The 24,709-nt window shown below is 58.4% G+C and carries 26 protein-coding genes; 10 read left to right on the top strand and 16 right to left on the bottom strand.

Translation table 11 applies throughout. From position 1 onward, the window contains the following. Positions 1-95: 95 nt before the first annotated feature. From OSW16_RS18290 to gloB, 7 genes are all read right to left on the bottom strand, one after another. Positions 96-1,700: an ABC transporter ATP-binding protein gene (locus OSW16_RS18290; RefSeq protein WP_267817379.1), complete on the bottom strand. Its 1,605-nt coding sequence runs from the start codon at positions 1,698-1,700 to the stop codon at positions 96-98. Position 1,701: 1 nt separating this feature from the next. Further along, positions 1,702-2,721 carry an ABC transporter permease gene (locus tag OSW16_RS18285; protein WP_241807017.1) on the bottom strand — a complete coding sequence of 340 codons (1,020 nt, stop codon included), beginning with the start codon at positions 2,719-2,721 and terminating at the stop codon, positions 1,702-1,704. A 1-nt stretch (position 2,722) separates the two neighbouring features. Next, on the bottom strand, positions 2,723-3,796 hold the full coding sequence (locus tag OSW16_RS18280) for a microcin C ABC transporter permease YejB (protein WP_039603181.1): 1,074 nt from the start codon (positions 3,794-3,796) through the stop codon (positions 2,723-2,725). Position 3,797: 1 nt separating this feature from the next. Then, entirely contained in the window at positions 3,798-5,633 is a 1,836-nt protein-coding gene (locus tag OSW16_RS18275; RefSeq protein ID WP_267817375.1) for an extracellular solute-binding protein, read from the bottom strand. After that, the gene (locus OSW16_RS18270) at positions 5,630-7,459 is read right to left on the bottom strand and encodes an extracellular solute-binding protein (protein WP_267817373.1); all 1,830 of its coding nucleotides are present in this window, start codon (positions 7,457-7,459) and stop codon (positions 5,630-5,632) included. The genes OSW16_RS18275 and OSW16_RS18270 overlap by 4 nt, the downstream gene beginning before the upstream one ends. 119 nt (positions 7,460-7,578) lie before the next feature. Then, positions 7,579-9,000, bottom strand: coding sequence for a lytic transglycosylase domain-containing protein (locus OSW16_RS18265; RefSeq protein ID WP_267817371.1), 1,422 nt, complete (start codon positions 8,998-9,000; stop codon positions 7,579-7,581). 100 nt (positions 9,001-9,100) lie between these two features. Further along, the gene (gene gloB / locus OSW16_RS18260) at positions 9,101-9,880 is read right to left on the bottom strand and encodes a hydroxyacylglutathione hydrolase (RefSeq protein ID WP_267817369.1); all 780 of its coding nucleotides are present in this window, start codon (positions 9,878-9,880) and stop codon (positions 9,101-9,103) included. A gap of 86 nt (positions 9,881-9,966) precedes the next feature. Between gloB and OSW16_RS18255 the strand changes: the two genes are divergently transcribed. After that, a complete protein-coding gene (locus OSW16_RS18255; RefSeq protein ID WP_241807012.1) occupies positions 9,967-10,740 on the top strand; it encodes a class I SAM-dependent methyltransferase in 774 nt (257 codons plus the stop codon). Positions 10,741-10,753: 13 nt separating this feature from the next. Further along, positions 10,754-11,200 carry a ribonuclease HI gene (gene rnhA, locus OSW16_RS18250; RefSeq protein ID WP_012315304.1) on the top strand — a complete coding sequence of 149 codons (447 nt, stop codon included), beginning with the start codon at positions 10,754-10,756 and terminating at the stop codon, positions 11,198-11,200. 535 nt (positions 11,201-11,735) lie between these two features. On the opposite strand, the gene OSW16_RS18245 is transcribed toward rnhA, so the two are convergent. Beyond that, positions 11,736-12,197 carry a helix-turn-helix domain-containing protein gene (locus OSW16_RS18245; protein WP_267817366.1) on the bottom strand — a complete coding sequence of 154 codons (462 nt, stop codon included), beginning with the start codon at positions 12,195-12,197 and terminating at the stop codon, positions 11,736-11,738. 129 nt (positions 12,198-12,326) lie between these two features. Between OSW16_RS18245 and OSW16_RS18240 the strand changes: the two genes are divergently transcribed. From OSW16_RS18240 to OSW16_RS18225, 4 genes are all read left to right on the top strand, one after another. Then, positions 12,327-12,722 carry a DUF6957 family protein gene (locus OSW16_RS18240; protein ID WP_267817364.1) on the top strand — a complete coding sequence of 132 codons (396 nt, stop codon included), beginning with the start codon at positions 12,327-12,329 and terminating at the stop codon, positions 12,720-12,722. A gap of 48 nt (positions 12,723-12,770) precedes the next feature. Continuing rightward, the gene (locus OSW16_RS18235) at positions 12,771-13,247 is read left to right on the top strand and encodes a hypothetical protein (protein WP_267817362.1); all 477 of its coding nucleotides are present in this window, start codon (positions 12,771-12,773) and stop codon (positions 13,245-13,247) included. Then, positions 13,244-13,618: a hypothetical protein gene (locus OSW16_RS18230; RefSeq protein WP_267817360.1), complete on the top strand. Its 375-nt coding sequence runs from the start codon at positions 13,244-13,246 to the stop codon at positions 13,616-13,618. The genes OSW16_RS18235 and OSW16_RS18230 overlap by 4 nt, the downstream gene beginning before the upstream one ends. Positions 13,619-13,717: 99 nt before the next feature. After that, positions 13,718-14,287 (top strand): hypothetical protein, encoded by a 570-nt coding sequence (locus OSW16_RS18225; RefSeq protein ID WP_104886489.1) that lies wholly within the window; start codon positions 13,718-13,720, stop codon positions 14,285-14,287. A gap of 236 nt (positions 14,288-14,523) precedes the next feature. Here the strand turns inward: OSW16_RS18225 and OSW16_RS18220 are convergent, their stop codons facing one another. Next, a complete protein-coding gene (locus OSW16_RS18220; protein WP_218277905.1) occupies positions 14,524-15,045 on the bottom strand; it encodes a DUF3892 domain-containing protein in 522 nt (173 codons plus the stop codon). Here OSW16_RS18220 and OSW16_RS18215 point away from each other — a divergent pair. Beyond that, positions 15,044-17,266 carry a hypothetical protein gene (locus OSW16_RS18215; protein WP_267817357.1) on the top strand — a complete coding sequence of 741 codons (2,223 nt, stop codon included), beginning with the start codon at positions 15,044-15,046 and terminating at the stop codon, positions 17,264-17,266. The genes OSW16_RS18220 and OSW16_RS18215 overlap by 2 nt on opposite strands. A 293-nt stretch (positions 17,267-17,559) precedes the next feature. Beyond that, positions 17,560-18,699: a glutathione-independent formaldehyde dehydrogenase gene (locus OSW16_RS18210; RefSeq protein WP_016711392.1), complete on the top strand. Its 1,140-nt coding sequence runs from the start codon at positions 17,560-17,562 to the stop codon at positions 18,697-18,699. Positions 18,700-18,791: 92 nt separating this feature from the next. Here the strand turns inward: OSW16_RS18210 and OSW16_RS18205 are convergent, their stop codons facing one another. The 3 genes from OSW16_RS18205 to OSW16_RS18195 all read right to left on the bottom strand — a co-directional run bounded on the left by OSW16_RS18205 (position 18,792) and on the right by OSW16_RS18195 (position 21,427). Beyond that, complete coding sequence (locus OSW16_RS18205; RefSeq protein WP_016711391.1) at positions 18,792-19,040, bottom strand: hypothetical protein; 249 nt, start codon at positions 19,038-19,040, stop codon at positions 18,792-18,794. A 77-nt stretch (positions 19,041-19,117) separates the two neighbouring features. Continuing rightward, a complete protein-coding gene (locus OSW16_RS18200; protein ID WP_104886486.1) occupies positions 19,118-19,582 on the bottom strand; it encodes a hemerythrin domain-containing protein in 465 nt (154 codons plus the stop codon). A gap of 90 nt (positions 19,583-19,672) precedes the next feature. Continuing rightward, complete coding sequence (locus tag OSW16_RS18195; protein ID WP_104887840.1) at positions 19,673-21,427, bottom strand: glycoside hydrolase family 15 protein; 1,755 nt, start codon at positions 21,425-21,427, stop codon at positions 19,673-19,675. A 340-nt stretch (positions 21,428-21,767) separates the two neighbouring features. Here OSW16_RS18195 and OSW16_RS18190 point away from each other — a divergent pair, with 340 nt between their 5' ends. Further along, positions 21,768-21,908 carry a hypothetical protein gene (locus OSW16_RS18190; RefSeq protein WP_016711387.1) on the top strand — a complete coding sequence of 47 codons (141 nt, stop codon included), beginning with the start codon at positions 21,768-21,770 and terminating at the stop codon, positions 21,906-21,908. Positions 21,909-21,935: 27 nt separating this feature from the next. Here the strand turns inward: OSW16_RS18190 and OSW16_RS18185 are convergent, their stop codons facing one another. The 3 genes from OSW16_RS18185 to OSW16_RS18175 are packed head-to-tail and all read right to left on the bottom strand — an operon-like array spanning position 21,936 to position 23,409. Then, positions 21,936-22,379, bottom strand: a complete 444-nt coding sequence (locus OSW16_RS18185) for a DUF421 domain-containing protein (protein WP_104886485.1) — start codon at positions 22,377-22,379, stop codon at positions 21,936-21,938. A 9-nt stretch (positions 22,380-22,388) separates the two neighbouring features. Then, entirely contained in the window at positions 22,389-22,895 is a 507-nt protein-coding gene (locus tag OSW16_RS18180) for a hypothetical protein (protein WP_177409989.1), read from the bottom strand. Positions 22,896-22,905: 10 nt separating this feature from the next. Continuing rightward, complete coding sequence (locus OSW16_RS18175; RefSeq protein ID WP_104886483.1) at positions 22,906-23,409, bottom strand: CinA family protein; 504 nt, start codon at positions 23,407-23,409, stop codon at positions 22,906-22,908. A 153-nt stretch (positions 23,410-23,562) separates the two neighbouring features. On the opposite strand from OSW16_RS18175, the gene OSW16_RS18170 reads away from it, so the two are divergent. Continuing rightward, entirely contained in the window at positions 23,563-23,724 is a 162-nt protein-coding gene (locus tag OSW16_RS18170; protein WP_162998278.1) for a hypothetical protein, read from the top strand. A gap of 53 nt (positions 23,725-23,777) precedes the next feature. Here the strand turns inward: OSW16_RS18170 and OSW16_RS18165 are convergent, their stop codons facing one another. Further along, positions 23,778-24,635: an SDR family oxidoreductase gene (locus OSW16_RS18165; RefSeq protein ID WP_104886482.1), complete on the bottom strand. Its 858-nt coding sequence runs from the start codon at positions 24,633-24,635 to the stop codon at positions 23,778-23,780. Positions 24,636-24,709: the final 74 nt, after the last annotated feature.

The raw sequence follows: 24,709 nt of genomic DNA, 5'->3' as shown, positions 1-24,709 counted from the left end.
TTCTGGCCCGGTGCACCCTGCGTGGCGCTGTCAGCATCTGCCACCAGGGCAGTGCTGACAGCGACGCACGCGCTGGCGCTCGAAGGCAGTCACCCTCAGCTGTCGTGGCGCAAAAACGCTGCCTCCAACAGTTGCTGCGTATAAGCGTGCTGGGGTGAATGGAAGATCTGCCGGGCCTCGCCCTGTTCCACAACATGCCCATGCTTGATCACCATCAGTTGGTGGCTCAACGCTTTGACCACGGCAAGGTCATGGCTGATGAACAGGTAGGTGAGGTTGTACTTCTGCTGCAGGTTGCGCAGCAATTCCACCACCTGCCGCTGCACCGTACGGTCCAGCGCAGAGGTCGGTTCATCCAGCAGAATCAACGCCGGCTTGAGCACCAGCGCGCGGGCGATGGCGATACGTTGACGTTGCCCGCCCGAAAACTCATGCGGGTAGCGATGGCGGGTGCGAGGGTCCAGGCCGACTTCTTCCAGCGCCGCGATAATCGCCGCTTCCTGTTCCGCGGCTGTACCAATCTTGTGAATCCGCAGCCCCTCGCCAACGATGTCCGCCACACACATACGTGGGCTCAGGCTACCAAAGGGGTCCTGAAACACCACTTGCATCTCGCGTCGCAGTGGCCGCACCTGCTGCTGGTTCAAGCCTTCCAGTGCCTGGCCGTGGAAGCGGATGCCCCCTTGGCTGGAAATCAAGCGCAAGATCGCCAGCCCAAGCGTCGACTTGCCCGATCCGGACTCACCCACGATCCCCAGGGTCTGCCCCTGGGGCAGGCTGAAGTTGATCCCGTCCACGGCCTTCACGTGGTCGACCGTCTTGCGCAGCAAGCCTTTCTTGATCGGGAACCATACCTTCAGGTCGTTCACTTCCAGCAGTGGCGCACCCACTGCGGTTTGCGCCGGCAACCCGCTGGGCTCTGCATTGATCAGCATCTGCGTGTAGTGGTGCTGCGGCGCGCTGAACAGCGTTGCGCAATCGGCCTGCTCGACAATCTGCCCGCGCTGCATCACGCAAACTCGGTGGGCGATGCGCCTGACCAGGTTCAGGTCATGGCTGATCAACAGCAATGCCATGCCCAACCGCGCCTGTAGTTCCTTGAGCAGTTCCAGAATCTTCAACTGCACGGTCACGTCGAGTGCAGTGGTGGGTTCATCGGCAATCAGCAGCTCCGGCTCATTGGCCAGGGCCATGGCAATCATCACCCGCTGCCGCTGGCCACCGGACAGCTCGTGGGGCAGGGCCTTGAGGCGTTTGCGTGGCTCGGGAATGCCCACCAGTTCAAGCAGCTCCAGCGTGCGCGCAGTGGCTTGCTTGCCGGTGAGGCCCTTGTGCAGCAGCAGGATTTCGTTGATCTGCTTCTCGATGCAGTGCAGCGGGTTCAGCGAGGTCATCGGCTCCTGGAAGATCATCGCGATGCGGTTGCCGCGAATCTTCTGCATGGCCTTCTCACCTTGCTGCAGCAGGTCCTTGCCTTCGTAGCCAATGCTGCCACTGGGGTGGCGTGCCAGCGGGTAGGGCAGCAGGCGCAGAATCGAGTGGGCGGTAACGGACTTGCCCGAACCGCTCTCGCCGACCAGCGCCAGGGTCTCGCCCTTGCGGATGTCGAAGCTGATGCCATCGACCACACGGTTGACCTGTTCGCCGGTAACGAACTCTACCGCCAGGTCGCGCACTTCGATCAGGTTCTGTTCACTCATCTCACTTCCTCGGGTCGAAGGCATCGCGGGCGGATTCGCCGATGAATACCAGCAGGCTCAGCATGATCGCCAGTACGGCAAAGGCGCTGATGCCCAGCCATGGCGCCTGCAGGTTGGACTTGCCTTGGGCTACCAGTTCGCCCAGCGACGGCGCGCCCGGAGGCAGGCCGAAACCGAGGAAGTCCAGGGCGGTGAGGGTGCCGATGGCACCGGTGAGGATGAAGGGCATGAACGTCATGGTCGAGATCATGGCGTTGGGCAGAATGTGCCGATACATGATCGCGCCATTGCGCATGCCCAGGGCACGGGCGGCACGCACGTACTCGAGATTGCGCCCGCGCAGGAACTCGGCGCGCACCACGTCAACCAGGCTCATCCATGAGAACAGCAACATGATGCCCAGCAACCACCAGAAGTTGGGCTGTACGAAGCTGGCAAGGATGATCAGCAGGTACAGCACCGGCAAGCCGGACCAGATCTCCAGAAAGCGCTGGCCGGCAAGGTCCACCCAGCCACCGTAGAAACCCTGCAGGGCACCGGCGATGACGCCGATGATGGAGCTGAGGATGGTCAGGGTGAGGGCGAACAATACCGAAATGCGGAAGCCGTAGATCACCCGTGCCAGCACATCGCGGCCCTGATCGTCGGTGCCCAGCCAGTTGTCCGCCGAGGGCGGCGCAGGGGCGGGTACGCGCAGGTCGTAATTGATGCTCTGGTAGCTGTAGGGGATCGGGGCCCACAGTACGAAGCTGTCTTTCTTGGCCAGTAGCTCCCGGATATACGGGCTCTTGTAGTTGGCCTCCAGTGGGAACTCGCCACCGAAGGTGGTTTCCGGGTAGCGTTTGAAGGCCGGGAAAAACCACTCGCCGTCGTAGCGCACGGCAATCGGTTTGTCGTTGGCGATCAGCTCGGCACCCAGGCTCAGGCCGAACAGGATGAGGAACAGCCACAGCGACCACCAGCCGCGTCGGTTGGCCTTGAAGCGCTCGAAGCGCCGACGGTTGAGAGGGGACAAGGCCATGTCAGTGCTCCCGGCTGGCGAAGTCGATGCGCGGATCGACCAGGGTGTAGGTGAGGTCGCCGATCAGTTTCACCACCAGCCCGAGCAGGGTGAAGATGAACAGGGTGCCGAACACCACCGGGTAGTCGCGGTTGATGGCCGCCTCGAAACTCATCAGGCCCAGGCCATCGAGGGAGAAGATCACCTCGATCAGCAGCGAGCCGGTGAAGAAGATGCCGATGAACGCCGAAGGGAAGCCTGCGATCACCAGCAGCATGGCATTGCGGAACACGTGGCCGTAGAGCACCCGTGAGCGGCTCAGGCCTTTGGCTTTGGCGGTGACCACGTACTGCTTGTTGATCTCGTCGAGGAAGCTGTTCTTGGTCAGCAGGGTCATGGTGGCGAAGTTGCCGATCACCAGGGCGGTGATCGGTAGCACCAGGTGCCAGAAGTAGTCGAGCACCTTGCCGGTCGTGGACAGCTCGTCGAAGTTGTTCGAGGTCAGGCCGCGCAGCGGGAACCAGTCGAAGTAGCTGCCGCCGGCGAACAGCACGATCAGCAGGATGGCGAACAGGAACGCCGGGATGGCATAGCCGACGATGATCGCCGAGCTGGTCCAGACGTCGAAGTGGCTACCGTGGCGCACCGCCTTGGCAATGCCCAGGGGGATCGACACCAGGTACATGATCAAGGTGCTCCACAGCCCGAGCGAAATCGAAACCGGCATCTTTTCGGCGATCAGGTCGATGACCTTGGCGTCGCGAAAGAAGCTCTCGCCGAAGTCCAGTTGGGCGTAGTTCTTGACCATTATCCATAAACGCTCGGGGGGCGACTTGTCGAAGCCGTACATGCGCTCGATTTCCGCGATCAGCGCCGGGTCGAGGCCCTGGGCGCCGCGGTAGTTGGAGCCGGCCACGGAGACCTCGGCGCCACCGCCGGCGATCCGGCTGGTGGCGCCCTCGAAGCCTTCGAGCTTGGCGATCATCTGTTCGACCGGGCCGCCGGGGGCGGCTTGGACGATGATGAAGTTGATGACCAGGATGCCGAACAGGGTCGGGATGATCAGCAGCAGACGACGCAGGATGTAGGCCAGCATGTCAGTTGGCCTCTTGAGCGGGCGTTTCGGACACGGCTGGCGTCACGTCAGGCTTGATCCACCAGGTGTCGATGCCGATGTCGTACTTGGGTGAAACATCGGGGTGGCCGATGTGGTTCCAGTAGGCCACGCGCCAGGTCTTGATGTGCCAGTTGGGGATCACGTAGTAGCCCCATAGCAGCACCCGGTCCAGGGCGCGGGAGTGGTCGATCAGGCTTTGCCGGGAGTCGGCGTTGATCAGTGCTTCGACCAGCTGGTCGATGGCCGGGTCACGCAGGCCGATGAAGTTGCGGCTGCCGGGGTTGTCAGCCGCCGCACTGGACCAGAACTCGCGCTGCTCGTTGCCTGGGGAGTTGGACTGCGCAAAGCCACTGACGATCATGTCGAAGTCACGTGAGCGCAGGCGGGTGATGTATTGCGAGACGTCGACGCGGCGGATGTTCAAGTCGATGCCAAGGTCGGCCAGGTTGCGTTTGAACGGCAGCAGGATGCGCTCGAATTCTGTCTGGGCCAGCAGAAACTCGATGGACACTGGCTTGCCGTTCTTGTCGACCATCTTGTCGTCGACGATCTTCCAGCCAGCGTCCATCAGCAATTTGTAAGCCTGGCGCTGCTGTTCGCGGATCATGCCGCTGCCGTCGGTGACCGGGTTGTGGAAGACCTCGCTGAACACCTGTTCGGGAATCTTGCCGCGCAGCGGCTCGAGTATCTTCAGCTCGGCAGGCGAGGGCAGGCCCCGGGCGGCCATTTCGGAGTTTTCGAAGTAGCTGCCGGTGCGGGTGTAGGCGCCGTTGAACAACTGCTTGTTGGTCCACTCGAAGTCCAGCAGCAGGCTCAGCGCCTGGCGCACGCGGATGTCCTGGAACACCGGTTTACGCAGGTTGAAAATGAACCCTTGCATGCCGGTGGGGTTGCCGTTGGGCAGTTCTTCCTTGATCAGGCGGCCATCGCGTACAGCGGGAACGTTGTAGGCGGTGGCCCAGTTTTTCGCGCTGGTTTCCAGGCCATAGTCGAACTGGCCAGCCTTGAGTGCTTCCAGTGCGACGGTGTTGTCGCGGTAGGAGTCGAAGGTCATGGCGTCGAAGTTGAACTGGCCGCGGTTGAGCGGCAGGTCCTTGGCCCAGTAGTCCTTGACCCGCTCGTAGCGGATCGAGCGGCCGGGCTTGACCTCGGTGATCTTGTACGGGCCGCTGCCGAGCGGGATTTCCAGGTTGCCGCGGTTGAATTCGCGGCCTTCGTACCAGTGCTTGGGCAGTACCGGCAACTGGCCGAGGATCAGCGGCAACTCGCGGTTGTTCTTGTGCTTGAACGTGAACAGCACACGCAGCGGGTCTTCGGCGACGACTTGGGCGACATCGCCATAGTACTGGCGGTACAGCGGTGCGCCGTCTTTGATCAGGGCGTTGAAGGTGAATACCACGTCTTCGGCGCGCATCGGGTGGCCGTCGTGGAAGCGTGCCTCGGGGCGCAGGTAGAAGCGCACCCAGCTGTTGTCCGGGGCCTTTTCGATCTTGCCGGCAACCAGGCCGTACTCGGTAAAGGGCTCGTCCAGGCTCTGGCGCATCAAGGTGTCGTAGATGGCACCGACGTTTTCGGCGGCCACGCCTTTGTTGATGAAGGGGTTGAGGCTGTCGAAACCACCGAAGCTGGACTGGCGGAAGGTGCCGCCCTTGGGCGCGTCGGGGTTGACGTAGTCGAAGTGCTTGAAGTCGGCCGGGTATTTCGGCGCTTCATCATAAAGGGTCAGTGCGTGTTGCGGCGCGGCCATGGCCGGCAGGCTCAGGCAGGCGAGCAGCAGGCTGCCTGCCAGTTGGCGCAGGCGGTACGTTGGCATCATTGGGCTTTCTCCGAAGTCTTTAGCCACCAGGTATTCAGCCCGAGGGTATAGGGCGGTGTGGTGACGAAACCGAACCGGTTGCGGTAGGCCAGGCGGTGATTGTCGAGATACCAGTTGGGGATCATGTAGTACTGCCAGGAAAGCACGCGGTCCAGGGCGCGGGCGGCGGCGACCTGGTCATCGCGGGTGCGTGCGGCGAGCAGGGTATCGAGCAGGTGGTCGACCACAGGATCCCTGACCCCCGCGTAATTCTTGCTGCCCTTGGTCGCAGCCTGGCTGGAATGGAAGTACAACCACTGTTCCAGGCCGGGGCTCAAGGTCTGACTCAGGGTCATCAGAATCATGTCGAAGTCGAACTGGTCCAGGCGTTGTTTGTACTGGGCACGGTCCACGGTGCGCAAGCGCGCATCGATGCCGATGCTCGCCAGGTTTTCGACATAGGGCTGCAAGATGCGTTCGAGGTTGGGGTTCACCAGCAGCAGTTCCATGCGCAGCTGCTGCCCGTGTGCGTCGACCAGGCGCTGGCCGTCGAGCTTCCAGCCGGCGTCGCCGAGCAGGCTCAGCGCCTGGCGCAGGGTCTGGCGGTTGATGCCGCGGCCATCGGTGTGGCTGACCTGATAGGGTTGGGTGAACAGCTTTTCCGGCAATTGGTCACGGAACGGCGCCAGCAGCAGCCACTCCTTGCCCGTGGGCAAGCCGCTGGCGGCAAACTCGCTATTGGGGTAGTAGCTGGTCGAGCGGCGGTAGGCGCTGCTGAAAAGGGCGCGGTTGGTCCATTGGAAGTCGAGCATCAGGCCCAGCGCCTGGCGTACCCTGGCGTCGCTGAAGGTGGGCCGGCGGGTGTTCATGAACAACCCCTGGGTCTGGGTCGGGATGCGGTGCGGGATCTGGGCCTTTATCACCTCGCCACGGCGCAGTGCCGGGAAGTTGTAGCCGTTGGCCCAGTTCTTTGCCTGATGCTCGATATAGATGTCGAATTCGCCGGCCTTGAAGGCTTCGAACGCGACTGTGGCATCCCGATAGAACTCGTATTTGACGCGGTTGAAGTTGTACTTGCCGCGGTTCACCGCAAGGTCCTTGCCCCAGTAATTCTTCACTCGCTCGAACACCAGGCGCCTGCCGGGCTGCACCTGGGTGATGCGGTAGGGGCCACTGCCCAGAGGCGGCTCGAAGGTGGTGGCCTTGAAATCGCGGCCTTGCCAGTAGTGTTTGGGCAGCACCGGCATCTCGCCCAGGCGCAGGATCAGCAGCGGGTTGCCAGCGCGCTTGAACACGAAGCGGATGCGCAACGGGCCAAGGATATCTACGCGCTGCACTTCCTGCAGATTGGTGCGGTAGATCGGGTGGCCGCCTTTTAGCAGCGTGTAATAAGAGAAGGCGACGTCGGCCGAGGTGATCGGTTTGCCGTCATGCCAGCGCGCTTGCGGGCGCAGGTTGAACACCACCCAGCTACGGTCCTCGCTGTACTCCACCGAGCGCGCGATGAGGCCGTAACTGGACGTGGGTTCGTCGCCGGAAGGGTCGTACATGCCGGTGCCGACCATCAGCGTTTCGTTGAGCTCGTTGACCCCGTACTGCAGGAAGTTCGGCGTTGTGACCGGGCTTGAACCCTTGAAGGTATAGGCGTTGAGCGTATCGAACGTACCCAATGCCATAGCACGCAAGGTGCCGCCCTTGGGCGCTTGCGGGTTGACCCAGTCGAAATGGGTGAATGTCGCTGGGTACTTGAGCGTGCCGAACTGCGCGTATCCGTGGCTTTCGCTCACCATCGCGGCTGCGGGAAAGCTCAAGGCCAGGCTGAGTGACAGCAGGAGGGGACGTATCAAGTCGGCATCCGATCCAGAGGCGTTGGGCTTTGGTCGGGCTACAGTAACAGCTTGGCGGGGTTGGAAAAAGGGTGTGGCGGGAAGGAGATCGAGGGGCTGCCAAGCAGCCCCGATTCAGATCAGTGCCCCAGGTAGACGGTCAAGGTCTGGCCTGGCTTGAGGGCATGCCCGCTGCGCGGATTCCAGCGCTTGAGGTGCTTCATCTCGACGTTGAACCGTTTCGCCACCAGATACAGTGAGTCGCCTTTGCGGACCTTGTACTGGGTAGAGCGCTTGGAGGATGCCGCCACCCGGTTGCCCGCCGCACTCCCGCCACGCAGCGCCAGCACCTGGCCGGCCTTTACCCGGCTACCCGGGAGCTTGTTCCAGCGCTGGATATCCTTGACCGAAACCCGGTTGGCCCTTGCAATGGTGCTCAGGCTGTCGCCGCGCTTCACGCGGTAGCTGCGGGCGCTGGCAGGCGCCTTGGCTTCAGCCACGGCGCGAGCGAACACGGCCTTGTTCGGCTGCAGGCTGATCAGTTGTTCAGGCTTGAGGTTGGACAGGCTGTCGGACAGCAGTTGCGCCTTGGCCGTCGGCACCAGCAATTGCTTGGGCCCATCCACGGTCATGCGCTTCTTGAAAGCCGGGTTGAGCTGGATCAGTTCGTCTTCGTCTATGTTGGCGAAGGCGGCAACCCGCGACAGGTCCAGGCGGTCATTGATGGCGACGGCTTCGAAGTAGGGCTCGTTGGCGATCGGGTTGAGATTCACGCCGTAGGCTTCGGGGGTCAGCACCACCTGCGACAGGGCCAGCAGTTTGGGCACGTAGTCGCGTGTTTCCTGCGGCAGGGGCAGGTTCCAGTAATCGGTTGGCAGGCCGAGTTTCTCGTTGCGCTCGATCGCCCGGCTGACGGTGCCTTCGCCGGCGTTATAGGCGGCCAGCGCCAGCAACCAGTCGCCGTTGAACATGTCGTGCAGGCGGCTCAGGTAGTCCAGCGCGGCATTGGTCGATGCGGTGATGTCGCGGCGACCATCGTAGAAATTGGTCTGGCGCAGGTTGAAGTGGCGCCCCGTGGAGGGGATGAACTGCCACATGCCTGCAGCATGGGCGCGCGAGTAGGCCATGGGATTGTAGGCGCTTTCGATCGCCGGCAACAGGGCCAGCTCCAGCGGCATGTCGCGTTCTTCCAGGCGCTCGACGATGTAGTGCAGGTACAGGCTGCCGCGCTCACCGGCGTTTTCCAGGAACGAGGGGTTGCTGGCAAACCACAGCCGCTGCTGCTCGATGCGCGGGTTGACGTCGATGGTGTCTTGCAGGGCGAAGCCCTGGCGCATGCGCTCCCACACATCCTGGGGCGCCTGCTCGGCTGGTTTGACCGCGAGGGGAGCGGGTTTGTGTTTGATCCGCGCCTGGTAGCTGTGCGCGCGAACGCTATCGGATTCGTCGAGCTGACGGGTGCTCTGGCAACCCACCAGGGTGGCGGCCAGCGCCAGCGCACTGATTTGGGCCAGGCGCGTCAGGGCGACTGAATGAGCGGTTCTGCGGCTTGGGGAAGACATCGGCGGGGACGGGTATCCGGGCAAAAAATTTCGGCGATTCTAGAAACCGCATCCCGCCGGGTCAACCTTGCAGCGCATGTTGCGATATATCTTCAGGTTATCAGAAGGTGTCCTTCCAAGACCTCAAGGCAGCAAAAACAGCGACATGCGTGGCGTTTGAATGTCCCTTCCATTCGTCAGCTTTTTGTTTAACTAATGTTTCAGCGGTACGTAAAAAAGGGTTAGTCAGCCGTTCCAGGCCGATGGTTGATGGCAATGTGATGCGATTGTCGGCCCGCAGCCGGGTAACATCATCGAAACGTTGCAGAACGTGCGGGTTTTGCGGCTCGACGGCCTTGGCGAAGCGCAAGTTGCTCAGGGTGTATTCGTGGGCGCAGTACACCTCGGTACGCTCCGGCAGCGCGGCCAACCTGGCGAGGGCGGGCTGCATCTGCTCCGGCGTGCCCTCGAACATCCGCCCGCAGCCGGCGGCGAACAGCGTGTCGCCGCTGAACAGCACCGGCGTCGCGGGCTGGTCGCTGAAGAAGGCAATATGGCCCAGCGTATGCCCCGGCACTGCCAGGACCTGGAAGGTCACGCCCAGCACGGTCACCCTGTCACCCTCGTCCAATGCAAGGTCGCGGCACGGGATGCGCTCGTTGGCGGGGCCGCAGACGCGCGCACCGGTCAGCGCTTTCAGCTGCTCGACTCCGCCGACGTGGTCATTGTGGTGGTGGGTGATCAGGATATCCTCCAGCAGCCAGTCAGGATGGGCGGCCAGCCAGGCCTGCACCGGTCCGGCATCGCCAGGATCGACCACCGCGCAGCGGCGTTTGGCAGTATCCTGTAACAACCAGATGTAGTTGTCGGAGAAAGCGGGGAGCGCATCGATCTGTATCATGGTGTGGATCCGTATCGCCAAGCGTGGCACATGAGGGCATCTTAGCCGCGATGGCGCGGTGCGAGAACCTTCGAGGGAGAGCGCAAATGACCGACCAACCCTTTGCCCAGGCCGACCCGGCCTGGGTCGAGCTGATCAGCCTGGCCCGTGACTGGTTCCACGGCCCGCTCGGCCAGCTGATGCTCAAAGAAGAGGAAAAATTGCTGGAGGAGGAGCTCGGGCGCTTCTTCGGTGGTTACCTGGTGCATTATGGCCCCTGCGCCGAGGCACCGCCCAGCGCCCCTCAGGTACAGCGCAACGTGCGCCTGGGCGCGCCGTTGCCGGGGGTGGAGATCGTCTGCGAAGAGCAGGCCTGGCCCTTGAGCGAGCACGCCGCCGACGTGGTGGTGCTGCAACACGGCCTGGACTTCTGCCTGTCGCCCCATGGTTTGCTGCGCGAGGCCGCCAGTGCCGTACGCCCCGGTGGGCATCTGCTGATCGTCGGCATCAACCCCTGGAGCAGCTGGGGCATACGCCACTTCTTCAGCCATGGCGCGCTGCGCAAGGCCCGCTGCATCTCGCCGTCACGGGTGGGTGACTGGCTCAACCTGCTGGGCTTCGCGCTGGAGAAACGCCGCTTCGGGTGTTATCGTCCGCCGCTTGCCTCACCGGCTTGGCAACAACGCCTGGCGGGCTGGGAACGGGTGGCGGGCGGTTGGCAGAGCTCCGGTGGCGGGGTTTACCTGCTGGTAGCGCGCAAGATGGTGGTCGGCCTGAGGCCGCTGCGCCAGGAGCGCCGCGAGCCGATGGGCAAGCTGCTGCCGTTGCCCCTGGCCAAGGTCAACCGCACCGCGGTCAGCCCGGATACCGAAAAGCACTGAACATGAGTGGTACATGAGCGATAGCGTCGAGTTGTATACCGATGGTGCCTGCAAGGGCAATCCTGGCCCTGGTGGCTGGGGCGTCCTGTTGATCTACAAGGGCGTCGAAAAGGAGCTGTGGGGCGGCGAGCGCGAAACCACCAACAACCGCATGGAACTGATGGCCGCGATCCAGGGCTTGATGGCGCTCAAGCGCGAATGCGAGGTGGTGTTGACCACCGACTCGCAATACGTGATGAAGGGCATCAACGAGTGGATGGTCAACTGGAAGAAACGCGGCTGGAAGACGGCCGCGAAAGAGCCAGTGAAGAATGCCGACCTGTGGCAGCAGCTCGATGAGCAGGTCAACCGCCACAAGGTCACCTGGAAGTGGGTGCGCGGGCACATCGGCCACCCCGGCAACGAGCGCGCTGACCAGTTGGCCAACCGCGGCGTCGACGAGGTGCGCGCCAAACGTTGAGCTGGGGTACAATCCTCGGCTTTGTAACTGATGCAAGTTGGAGCGCCCCGCGTGGAGCAGCAGCAAGATAAACGCCTGGTCTCCATCAAGAGCATTGTAAACGGGTGTGTAAAAACCGCTCTGTCACCCTCGAACCCCCAGTTTCATTGGGGGTGAAGAGGGTCGCGCCCCGCATCTCATTACAAATTCCTAAAAAAATGTAAAAACGCCCCCGTTTTTACCACCTCTGTTTACACTCTAGGTTCAGTAGCCTGGGCCACCATCTCTGTGGTCTTTTCAGCGTTGTGAGTAGCATCTTTGCGTCTTCCAAAGGTATGGACGCAAGCTGCCGGCTGCCCCATCCGCTTGAGGCCAATTGCGTGTTGGCGATCACGTCACTGCATCTGAGAATTTGTGAAGGGCGCAACCATGCCGCCCATCCCGTCTCCAGTCGAAGCTCAATTTGTCAGTTCCTCTATGCCTGTTGACGATGCGGTTGATTCGGCGGTTTCTACGATTTGTCTCTTGCTCTATCGGCAGCCGGCCCCCGGTAGGCCTAACTTTCGCGTTTTAGATGCCACAGACGCCGGACGGTGGACTCAGGCAGGTCTAGTTTTTTTCGAGCTTCGGATTGAGTGAGGCCTTGATCTTTTAGTTCTTGTACGGCCTGCCATTTCTCTCGTGCCGACACAACATTGAGCGGAAGTTTGCTGCCAGGCGCTGAGGGCTGGTTGGTATCCGCCAATTCGAGGGCTTCGAGCTGGGCCAGCGAGGTGAGAAGTATTTCCCGAGGCGTGCGATTGCTGTCGCGAGAAACGGCCAGAGCAATCAGCGCGGTGAGTTCAAGATCAAGCGCAGCAGCCAATTTTTGGCCTACATCCAAGGTCACAGAATGCCTACCGCTCTCCACCTTGCTGATGGTCGTTTGATCCAGGCTGGATGCCATGGAGCGCTGCGTGTTGCCTTTGCTTTGGCGCAGCATTTGGAGCACTGCCGCAAAGGATTGGCGGAGCGACATTACAAATCCCCAAAAACCAAGATGTATGCCGCGTTTGCCTATCGCCAAACAAACGAATATATTCCTCATCATGGCGGTCAGGCCTCTGGGCCTGCAATTTATGAAAAATGAAATGCGGGGATGTGCTTGATGGATAGCCCACTCAGCGACGGGCCACTTGGGGAGGGAGGCGTTGACCTGGTCGGCTCTGAACTATCCCTCGAAAATGTGCTCCTCGCTGCTCGAGAACATTACAAGCGGATGCCTCTTTGCGTGGTAGAGGATTGGGTGATCTTGGACGCCATCCTCACGGAAGATGAGCAGGCCAAGGTGGCTGCGGCTGGATGTCAGCCCATGTTCTTGTTTGCCCACAAGGTCGTGCATGACGAACAGCGCCGTTTCGAGCCTGGCGATTGGGTGCGGTCGACAATCGCTAGAACCTTCAATGAAGGCTACCTCTTCGAGACTAGAAACACCGTCTACGTGCTCAAAGGGCCAGGACAACGCAAGTCATCTTCGCTGCAAGGCATCTTCTCAATCTTCTAGGTGTCGCGGCCCCGCTTGTGACGACTCGACTGTTTCAGAGATCAAGATATGTTCCGTTCCCACCAAGCTGACATGGCCGGCATCCCAGGCATGTTTGGCGATGGACTCATGCATTGGCACGGCGTTTCCCGAGCGCTTGCTACCCACTGGTACCACGTGAGCGTTCAGCGTCTCCATGAAGGCCAATTCAGGAATTATGAGGAGATGCTCAACGATGAGGCCCGGCTCGTTGAGTTGCTGTTGGCTCAAGATGAGAGCCTGGTTGTTCGGGAAGTCCAAGCCGTCACACCCGCATGGATGAACAAAGGCGATGGCTGGAGGATGCAAAAGCTGAGGTCTCTCTCCATGGGCCTCAGCATGGATGAAGTGCCGGTCTCGATCCTGGAGGTTGAGGGTGGTGAGGTTTACATCGACACACATGAACCAGGCCTCAAAGTCGATTCTCTGACTGGGCTGAAAGAGCTGTATCGCAGTCGTACCTCGAATTCGACATCAGTTGCAGGTAATGGCGGAGATCAAACATGACTGAGAACAGCGAAGTAGAAGTCGATTTTTATGTCAAACGCTATTCCGATTTCGACCTGCTTCGGATTGCTCGAGCGGTCGGGCAGGGCTTCGAAGAAGAGGTCACGGCGGTTCTTGTAAATGTCCACATCAGTAGGAACAGTGCGGTTGGCGTCGTGTACGGGCATACCAGGAAGGGCCCGCATGGGCGATACGCGGATGGCCACCTTATTCAAACCTCCGACATCCTCGCTGCAGCCAAGGAGGGGAGGTTTTGGGTCATTACCACGATCCACTCCCGATACGCGATAGCTACATTCCAACGCGATGGTGGGCGGCGTAGCTTCAACGAATTCCGGCGCCTGTTGGGTAATCGGTACTCTAACACCTAATCGCGGGAATCAATTTTAGAAATGAGCCAAGGGTATGGCTGGTTCATGCCCTAGGTATCCCTGTGCCTGCAATATAGGCAGTTAAGCAAGGAGCTGTAAGTGACTAAGTTCGATTACCTCAAAATATCGGGATGCTTGGAGGAGATCCGAGTTTTCGAGCATTTTTCTGACGTCGTTCAGGTGATTATGCGAGTGGATGGAGTGGTCATCCCGAACTTTAAAATTCCATTGGCTATCTATGAGGAGCTTGAGCAGGGTAGTCAGGTCGAGTTTTACGCGCTTGTGCAGAATTCGAAGAATAAAATCAAGAATATCGCAGTTGTCTATGCTGTTCGGACTGCGAGCGGTAGGCTGTTGTCGGTGCCAAGTATGCGTTATAAGGTTCAGATTAATATATTAATAACAGCAGCGATTATGGCTGCAATAGCTTTTGTGGCGAGCTTCATAGGTTTCGCATATTTGGTAGATTTCTTGTTCAGTGGTGGTCGTATGTCTATTTCCGGCCAAGGAACTCTCGCTACTTGGTTGGCATCGATCACAGGGTTAGCGGTTGGCGCTTTCTTTGCCGGTACAGGAGTGTATTTGTTTTACAAAACCACTGTGCTCGATACATGGCAGTCGATTGCGCCAGCTCGGGTGGTGGAGAGGTTCAGTAAGCTTCACCGATAACCAATGAGCGGGCCGCTTCGCGGACGGCTGGCGTGAACCAAATCCCGCCCAAGGCGGGTTTTGGCCCTGTCGAGCTTTCATCCTCCCGTCTGCGCGCTCCGCTTGCCGGATCTCTGAGTTCCAGCATGGTCTCGCATAGACTTGCTGCTGGTAGCAATGCAGCTAGTCGGGCTCCGCATGAATGAAGTTTCTACTCATCAATGTAGAGCCCAGCCTGGTAGCTAATTTATGTAGAATTAGCCCAAGGGGCATTGGTTCAAGGAGAGCAGGTTGTTGTTCCATTGCCCATCAGCATAAGTTCGCAGATAAGCAGCCTTGCCGTTTTCCCTAACTACGCCGATGTAAGCCTTCTTCCCACTAGCCGGGTCTTGGACATAAAAAGTATTCGATTTAGCATCGATGCTTTGAATCACCTGTTCCCTTGTCCATTTCCAACCCGCAGTTGGATTACCCAAGTGGGTGATGCGCTCGTGAGCACTGTTCACGTTAGGTTTTGTAACGCATGTCACAGCTACGTCTGCCATTGCGAGTTCCTTTCGTAGGGTTTTTAATGCGCGTAGAGTCGCGCCACTACCTTGTAGTAACTTTCGGCTATGCATGTCAATGGTGCGGCTGGGTGTAAAAAATGACGCCAAATTGTTGGCTTCAGGCCCGAAGATATTCATAAAGCCCTTCGCTTCTTGCCTAGAGTGGGCTAGTCTCTTCGAGTTGAGGAAAGATTTTTGACCGTTTGTATTCGTCAAGTCAAGGACAGTCATGTCAGCGCAGAAACTCCCTCCCGAATCCGAAGTGGTAACGTGGTTGCAGCAACTTATAGAGCAAGAGGAGCTCTTGGATACGATCCAGGGTCAGGAGGCTGTCCTGTCGCTGGCAGATCTAGGTAGTGAAGAGTGCTTCTTGCCAGCCTTTAGTATCGACTACATCTCGCGACGAACCTCCGCTGAAGCGGCTAGGCATGTGCTTGGTAGGCTTAGCCTATTGGAAATAATATCGATTAATAAAAGCATTTCTCTTACTACTGGTGAAGTGCTACGCCCAGACATCCTTTGTTTCAATTCAGAGACCAAAACTCTTGTGGTTTTTGAAGTGAAGCGTGCGAGCGAAACAGAGCGTCAGACTGTCACAGAACTTGCGGGATATGAGCAAGAGCTTCGAAACATGTTGCCATTCTTGGGGCATTTCGATGTGTGCTTCGTAGTTGTCGCCTCAGATTGGTCAACTCTTCTGGTTCACGCTGTAGGTAGCATGAATGCTTGGTCAGGAAAGCAGTGCCTGGCACTTCGACTCACCAGCAATGAGTCTGGATTTGGCCTGGTTGCGCACTTGCCGGAAGCCTGGCACCTGACGGGTAGTACGAACCTTCCCCCCGAAGCGCTGACGTCAATTGACCTTTACCTTGCTTACAAAGGCATAGATCAATTAGGAGATGAGCTCTCCTTGAATGATCGTAGGGGCTTCGTTGAGGACGATGAGCGTTGGCCCCCTAGAGTTGTTCTTTCAGCTATGGATGTGATCGCTAGGGCAGGGGATCGGGCTGGATCACACGGATTTATGATGCTTTGGCGTGACGTCCACGGATTTGGGAGGGGTAGGTGGTGCATTACGCTTACCGCCATCGATCCCTATACGATGTATGCGTGGTGTAGAGACCATGGTCTACCTCAACGAGAATCCGAAGCTGGAGCGTTCATTCACAACCGTAGAGGTGACCTTCTAGGGCAGACGCCCACCACTGTTTATGACATTGCGAAAGCTGCGTTTCCTTTGTTGGAAGAGCATTTCGATCCGGAGTTTTGCGGCGATTTCCAGTGGCATCTCAAGACTCGACAATACCGTCATAGGGTTGTGCCTACGAGATTCGATTTCTGGGGGAGCTTGGGGCAGCATGCTCGGGCCTTTGTTTGCAACTCGGCAGTCAGACAGAACTACATGCCATTCGTAGGGAGGAGTCAGCTGGACTGGACAGATCCTGCGGTTGGAATGACCTTGGTGGCGAACCTCTCGCTTGGAGTGCCATTCTCAGGAGGTGTGATTAAGTGCAGCGATGCCTTCCTCGCTGGTCGTGTCCTCGGAGAATTAGCGGTCGCTGCGTTCAATGCGTCACCCGATAAAGAACATGCCGCCAAGATAGAGCCAATGGTTGAGTGGGCACAACTTGAAGCACTCCGATACGCCATCGAGATGAAGCAGATGTACGACATCACTGAAGAAGTCGTCACGCCAATGCCCCACCTGTCCAACGAACCCTCGAAGCGGTTTGAGTCCGTGCAGAATCTGGCTCAGTGGGTCAGCGAAGACCTAGTCAGCCAACGCCACCCATTTCATCAGGCTTGTTTTGATCTTGGCTATTGCAATTCATCTCTTTTTAAATTGCGGGAGGAGGGGAGCATTAGTCACATCGAACCAAACGAAGCAGCCAAGCTCATTCGAAGCCTACTCGTTGCCGTGTTAGCTAAAGCTGAGGGAAGTCAAGGACAGACGTTGCATTCTCAAAGATACCTTCGATTTATGGCGTTCCTAGAGCCGCATCTCATTCCGGGTATGGACTTGGCGAGTGGGGCCGCTGTTACCGAAGTTTTGAGAACTATTGATGATGAAGTGCTTGTGTCAGGGTTTCCTGATGAGATCGTAGGAGGGTTGGATTCAATCATCCCTGTCGTTTTTCACACCACCAGGCCTCCGCATCCTGGGAAAGTGGATTGGGAGTGGTTGAAGGCTGGTGTGAAAGCTCTGTACGAAGGAGGGGATCATTGTCCCGCTGTCATTTTCAGCCAGAATGGGATGATCGGTAGCGGTCGTTTGCAGGAGCCTTTCCGGCTGGTGTCGCCGATCAGTGACCCAGAGGGGGAAGTCTATGTAATAGACGAGTCGTCTGCATTGAGCATCGCGATCAAAATGACGTGGGATGAGGTAAGGGAGTTTCATGCCAAACGAAGCCAGGGAAATTCGCGTCCTTCTTTAGATAAGAATGCCGTCTAGGCCTCATCGAGACCTTGAGCAATATAACGTATGAGATCTAGCGCGGACATTTACTATCAGCAATGCTATAGATGATGGTGGCTCCATCGATGTCAAATCCAGTGTGCAATCTGGCACTGTATTCAGAGTCTCGCTTCCAACCTCATAGCTCACGCGATCCCTGTTCCGGTGGGAGCGACAGCATTTAGCGCCACCGGTCTGCCTCTACAATCAACACGATGAACGTACTGACGTTGGATTCACCTGAACAGAGTAGGGCGCTTTTCCGTCGCCCCTGACTTTGGGAGTTCAACATGAAAGCCATCGTGTACAACGGCCCACGTGACGTCGCGGTCAAGGATGTTTCTGACGCAAAAATCGAGAAGCCCACCGACGTACTGGTGCGTATCACCACGACCAACATCTGCGGTTCTGACCTGCACATGTACGAAGGCCGCACGTCTTTCGAGACAGGTCGAGTTTTTGGCCATGAAAACCTCGGCGAAGTGATTGAGGTGGGCGCCGGAGTCGACCGGGTCAAAATTGGTGATCGCGTCTGCCTGCCATTCAACATCGGCTGCGGGTTCTGTGAGAACTGCGAAAAAGGGCTCACGGGATTCTGCCTGACAGCCAATCCCGGTTCTGCCGGCGCCGCTTACGGCTTTGCTGAGATGGGGCCCTACCAAGGCGGTCAGGCGGAACTGCTCCGCGTTCCGTATGCGGATTTCAACTGCCTGGTGCTGCCTGAGGACGCCCAGGAACGAGAAGATGACTACGTCATGCTCTCGGATATTTTCCCTACTGGTTGGCATGCAACTGAGCTGGCCGGACTGCTTCCTGGTGAGAGCATTGCGATTTACGGCGCAGGGCCTGTTGGCCTGATGGCGGCGCATTCGGCAATCATCAAAGGCGCGTCCCAGGTTTTCGTCATCGACAACCAGCCGGATCGCCTACAGCTTGCCGCGCAGCTTGGGGCAACTCCCATCAACGCAGTCGAGCAAAGAGCAGTGGAAGAGATCATGAACCTTACCCACGGCAAAGGCACCGACCGGGGCTGTGAGTGCGTCGGTTACCAGTGCTGCGACAAGCATGGCCATGAAGCGAACTACCTCACCATGAACAACTTGGTCGCTTCAACCAAGGCCACTGGCGGCATCGGCGTGGTTGGGGTGTTTGTGCCAGAAGATCCTGGAGCGAAAAACGAACTGGCGAAGGAGGGCAAGATGGCCTTCGACTTCGGTGCGTTCTGGTTCAAGGGCCAACAGATCCGGACAGGTCAGGCGAATGTAAAGGCCTACAATCGCCGCCTGGCAGAGCTTATCCATCATGGGCGCGCCAAGCCCTCGCATATCATTTCCCATCGTTTGAAATTGGCCGAAGGCCCAGATGCCTACAAGCACTTCGATGCGCGGGATGATGGCTGGACGAAAGTGGTGCTCAAGCCTGCTGCGTGATCCGCTCTCACTGCTTCCAGGGACGGAAGCTTGGTGAGAAGGGCAACCTGCATGTTTTAAAAGCAACCCTTCACCGGCTTGTCAGAGCGTTATCACCCGGCAATTTCCAGTTGCGTGTTCTTCCGCCACCCTCGCAGATTCATCGCGCAGAGGCAGAACTGTAGGATGATCAGAGCCCAGGCTTGTGCTTGCCAGCCCCACACAGCCCACAGCACGTTGCTTGCGATGAAACAGCAGAATCCAATCTTTCTTCTACCCGGACGGCGCGAACCGATGCACCAGGCTGCCAGCACGGTCATCACCATGGCAGGCCATTCAAGTAACCCAATCCAATATTCCATGAAACCTTCCAAATGATGATGGGTATCTGAAGCTAATCACCTGCCAGCTTCCAGAGAGCTGGCAGGTGATGGCTCCACTAAGCGGCTCGGCGCTCGCCCTTGAGCATCTTTTTCTGCATTTCCATGGTTTGCCCAAGCTCCTCGAGGGTATCCTTGCTGAGCAGCTTCTTCGCGGTGGGGAAGAGCTCGCCTTCTTCTTCCTCGATGTGATGCTCCAACAGCTCTTTCATGACCTTGACTCTCCCGGCGAATTCGACGGTGCCGGTTTCGGTATGCAGCAGGTCGGGTAGGACGAGGGAGTCAACAGTCCGGTGTTCTTCCTTGGCCTCGTAGTACATTTTCGCTTCTTCCTTGCCACCCGCTTCCTTGATGGCCGGATATAGAATTTCTTCTTCGAGCGCGGTGTGAATCTGCAGCTCCTGCTCGATCCTGTGGAGTAGATCGGCCCGTTTTTTCACTGCTCGCTCGGTGGTGGTCGACAGCTCTTCGAGCAGCTTCTTTACCAACTTGTGGTCTTGAATCAGTAAGTCGATAGCGTTCATGGCGTTACCTCATCACGGATTGGATGTAAGAACTTGCCTCTGGTTGAGTAGCCGCTAAGCGAGACGGTTCAACGCAGATGATGGCTGGCGTCATCGTTCAGGATGGCAACCTCCAATAGCCATTGCGGCTTTGAGGGCTGCCAGGTGAGTCAAGCCCTGAGGAAGGTTGCCCAGATATTGTCCAGTCTGCGGATCGATCATCTCCGAGTAGATGCCTACCCCGTGTGATAGCCCTTGCAAAGCATCTGCATAGGCGGCTACGGCATGTTCTTGCTGGCCGAGGATTGCCCAGGCTTCGATCAACCAGAATGTGCAGGCCAGGAAGCAACCTTCCTCTTCCTGTGCATCGGTGTAGCGATAATGGAAAGCGCCCGCCCCCAGATCATGGTCAATGGCTTGCAGTGTGCTGCGCATACGTTGTTTGCTGGGGTAACCGAACCTGACCGCCAGTGCCAGTGAGGCGTCCAGCCGGTCGCTGTCTGGATAGAACAGGTAGGCTTGGCGCTCCTCGCTCCAGCAGTGCGCCTCGATCCATGCCTGGATGCGCTGGCGCTCGCGATCCCAGCGTTCCCGGCAGGTGGTGGGAAGGTGGCCGCCATCTGCCAGTTCGATGGCCCGGCTCAAGGCTTGCCAGCAACTGATCTTGGACATCGTGTAGTGCTGCTTTTCCGGCAACTCCCAGATACCGGCGTCCTGCTGACGCCAACAGTCGGCGCACTGGTCGGCAAGGCCTGAGAGGAGCATGGCGCTCGGGGAATCAAGAATGTTGCCGCTGTCGATGAAGCAACGGGCGGTTTCGAAAATGTCGCCGAACACGCCATGCTGCAGCTGGTCGCGCGCGTCGTTGCCAACGACTGGAGGCGAGTTTTTGTAACCAGGGAGATCAACCTGGCGCACGCAATCACCAATGGCCCCGTCCAAGGTATAAAACACCCGTGGCCCATGTTCACTCAGGCGGCGCAGCAACCAGGTGAAGGCAGCCTTGGCTTCCGGCTGTGCGCCGATGCCCAGAAACGCTTCGATGGTGTAGCTGGCGTCGCGTATCCAGGCGAAGCGGTAATCGTAGTTTTTGCTGCCACCAATCCGCTCGGGAAGGGATGAGGTCGCTGCCGCCATGATCGAGCCACTTGGAGAGGACAACAGAAGCTTGAGGGCCAGCGCATTACGGACTACATGGTTTTGGTACGGGCCGTCGTAGACCAGCCCCTTCGACCATTGGCACCACTCACAGTGCGAGCCGTCGATGCGTTCATCGATCAAGGCCAATGGGGGTACGACCAGGGGCTCATCTCGTCCTGCGATGATTGCGACCACTGAGCGTTGTCCTGCTGCAAGGCTAAGGACAGCACGCACGCCCATGTCATCCTTGCGTTCGATGTGCACCTGATGGTCGTGCAGGAACATGCCGAGTATTCGGCCCGCATGAAAAACGCAGGCATTGTCATTCGGCGCCACGTAGGGGCTTACCGTGTCGGCTTGGGTTCCGAAGTCGATGGCTAACTCGAAATCGACCGTACCCTCGACACATTCGAGGCGCCTGGCAAGTTCGGCCCAAGGTAAACGCCCAGCGGGGCCACTGTTCAAGGACTCGGTCAGCCGCGCACGACCCTCGTGGGTGATGAAGAGTGTCTCGAGGACGTTGCTGCCTGGCAGGTAGCGCCGCTCAGCAACGAACGGCTCGTTGGGGGTAATGGAAAAGTAGCCTCCTGTTTGCGGAGCCAGCAGCTTGTCGAACAGGGGAGGTGAATCCATGTGCGGCACACACCACCAGTCGATGGAACCGTCCAGACCAATCAGTGCCACGGAACGCCCATCCCCGAGTGCACCATACTGCTCCAGGGGCAACCAGCCACCCTCATCTCGCTCAGGTGCACCCTGTTGAGCTTCTACCGGTTCTCTTTCCATCGGTGTGCCTTCGAGATCATGTGTTCTGATTCCGACATGGCTATCTGGCGTCTGGTTCGTCTTATGTGAGCGTTGCGCAAATAGAGGGAATTTAGGATTGGCATGAATATCTCATGTAAAGCGGGACACAAGGGAGCTTTGTGCCCTCGCATTACCCTGCAAGGAACAAGAACAAAAGGGGGCTTACATGAGTTGTCTGATTTGCGCTGGGCAAGCTGAGTCCGTCGAATGCACCGGTGGATGGGAAGAGCGACGCTGTTCTAAATGCGGCTGTTACCGAATGTCCCAAGCGCTCATTCTGGTGATGATGGAAGAGGGTCAGATTTTTGATACCGAGCGGATGCGGGCCTGGCTGGTATCCCGGCGCGAACTGATGCCCATCCCTACCATCGACCATAGCCAGGCGATATTTGCACTCTAAAAGGCCTGAGAGGTGGAGCTCCGTGCCTTATTCGGCAGGAATGATCGAAATCTTTCCATTGCGTTCGACGATAGCGAACTTTACCTGCTCAATGTTCTCGATGCCTTGGCTGTCCCGCGCTGACTCAAGGATATCGTCCTCCGTGAGTCGTGCGCGACGCATGCGGTGATGCAGGAAGCGCCCATTTTCAACAACCAGGGTAGCGTGCCCATCCAGAAACCTGGCCAAGGGCTTGGAGTTGAGCTTCGCGAGTGAAAGGCCGACGTCCAAAACGATCAGCGTGGCAATTACCAGCATGGCATTGGTGAATGAAAAATCCTCGCCCAGAAGTGCCTGCTGGGTGGCTTCCCCAATGATCAGCAACAAGACGAAGTCAAAGGTCGTCAGGTCGGCCAGTGAGCGCCGTCCGGCTACGCGAAACAGCAGCATAAGTGCGACGTACATCCCGGCTGCGCGGAGGATCGAATCCATGACGCACTCCTAGGGGTAAAGGAATGTGGAGAAGTGAACGGCGCTTTCAGGGCCAGCCCTGACGCTGCCCTCTAGAGTGCCTACGTGCTCACTTCGAAGGGTCAAGTACAAGGTGGCGACCCCATCTTGCTTAGTACCCAATTGGAACAGCATGGCCTGGCCATGCGACATCGACTGTTGTGGCTCCGGTTGCAACGTCTCGATACTGGCGTCACGGAGCAATGATCCCTCGAGTTGCACCTCCACCGGCTGACCAGGGATACCCTGAACGGTGATGAAAAGGCTGTCTGTCGTGCCGCTTCGGCTGAGGCGCTGGTACTCAACCCGTACCCGTCCATTCGGGCTCACCACCTCCGCATCGCTCAATGGGCCATTACCGAACAGGCCTGCCAAGGCAAGCAATACGATGGCCACGAGCACGTACCACCCCACGCGCTCGAAGCGCCAAACACGCTGCTGCATCGGCATGTCTTCTTGAACAGGATGACGCCTGGATAGCAGTTCATCTTCCGACATGATCACCCCCTCAGGCGCGCTCACCGCGTAGCCAGCGCTGGTGATAGTGGGAAAGCCGGGTCAACCCGAACAGGGCACCTTGGCGCATGACTTCAGGCCGCTCGCCGAAGAAGCGTTGAGTGCGCGTGAAAACGGCAATTGGCTCGCCGGCGAAGGCCCACGCAAAGCACATCGTCCCCGGTGGTATCCCGGATTCGGGCGCCGGCCCGGCTATACCGGTGGTGGCGATCACCACATTCGCATCGCTGTCCCTCAAGGCGCCCAAGGCCATTTCCCAAGCTACTGCTTCGCTGGTCAGGCCGTATCGTTCGATGGTTTCGGCACTGACCCCCAGCAGCCGCTTCTTGGCGCTGGGTGAGTAGACGACATAGCCGCTTTCCAGCACCTCTCCGGTACCCGGTACCGCCGCCAACAACGCCACAAGGCAGCCTGCAGTGCACGATTCTGCTGTGCTCAAAATCAGTTTGTTGTTTTTGAGATAGCCGAGGGCGGCCAGTACAGGGTCGTTTTCCATTCCAGAATCGACTCGCTTGTTTTGCGGTGGACGCGAGCCTGGGGTAATTGGTTCATCGCCCGTGTTGCCCGCCCATCTCCTGAAGTGTCACTGACCTGAACTTTGCCCCGTAGATTGGCTTCCCTTGTTCAAAGGCAATGGGAGGAGAGCAACATGAAGAAAGTGAGCGTCAGCCAAAAAGAAGGTGCGCAGACAAGGCCGCATGGGGAAGAGGAGCGAGATAACGATGCTCATCGTCCGGATGGATCCACCGGCACATCACATGACTCGACAGCGCAAAAAACGGCCCGTGATCACGATCAGCACAAACGCTGAAACTGCCACGCAAAAAGAGAGTCAGGCTCGCCAGCACGGCGAGCCTCTTTTCACTAGAGGATCGGTTTGCCGCCAGTCACTGCGTAACGTGAGCCACTGATGTAACTGGCTTCGTCGGAGCCCAGCAGCACGTAGATCGGAGCGACCTCCACCGGTTGTCCGGGACGACCCAATGGTGTTTTGGAACCAAAGTGTGTAACCGCTTCCTCTGGCATGGTGGAAGGAATTAGAGGCGTCCAGATAGGCCCTGGCGCAACGCTGTTGACCCGAATACCTTTCTTGCCTAGCAACTGAGCCAGGCCAGCAGTGAAGTTGGCAATGGCCCCCTTGGTCGTGGCATAAGCCAGCAGGCTGGGGGATGGATCGTCGGAATTGACCGAGCTCGTATTGATAATCGAACTGCCCTTGGGCATGGAAGGCAGGGCCGCCTGGCAAATACGGAAGATGGCGGTGATGTTGGTATCGAAAGTCTTCACCCATTCGTCATCGTCGATTTCCTCCAGGGTTTCGTGGGACATCTGGAACGCCGCGTTGTTGACCAGGATGTCGATACGCCCGAACTGGCTAACGGTCTTTTCGACGATGTCGTAGCAGTGCTGTTTCTGCGCCAGGTCTCCGGGCAACAGCAGGCATTGACGGCCTGCGGACTCAACCCAGCGCGCGGTTTCTTTCGCGTCTTCATGCTCATTCAGATAAGCGATGGCGACGTCGGCGCCTTCACGGGCATAGGCAATCGCCACTGCCCGCCCGATGCCGCTGTCTGCTCCGGTGATGAGTGCAACCTTGCCTTCGAGGCGATTGTGGCCGGTATACGACTGCTCACCACAATCCGGGTAGGGCTCCATCTTGCGCTGTGAGCCAGGGACATTTTGAGGCTGCGAAGGGAAGGGCGGGGTAGGGAAGTCTCGCATGGTAGAAGCTCCTGCAGTTGAGAACGTTCATACCGGTTCGAAAGGCCCTGCCTCCTCGTGTTGGTTTCAATCTG

Source organism: Pseudomonas putida, from assembly GCF_026625125.1.
Lineage (GTDB): Bacteria > Pseudomonadota > Gammaproteobacteria > Pseudomonadales > Pseudomonadaceae > Aquipseudomonas > Aquipseudomonas putida_X.
The sequence above is the reverse complement of the archived record's forward strand: the minus strand, read 5'-3'. Positions and strand labels throughout refer to the sequence as shown.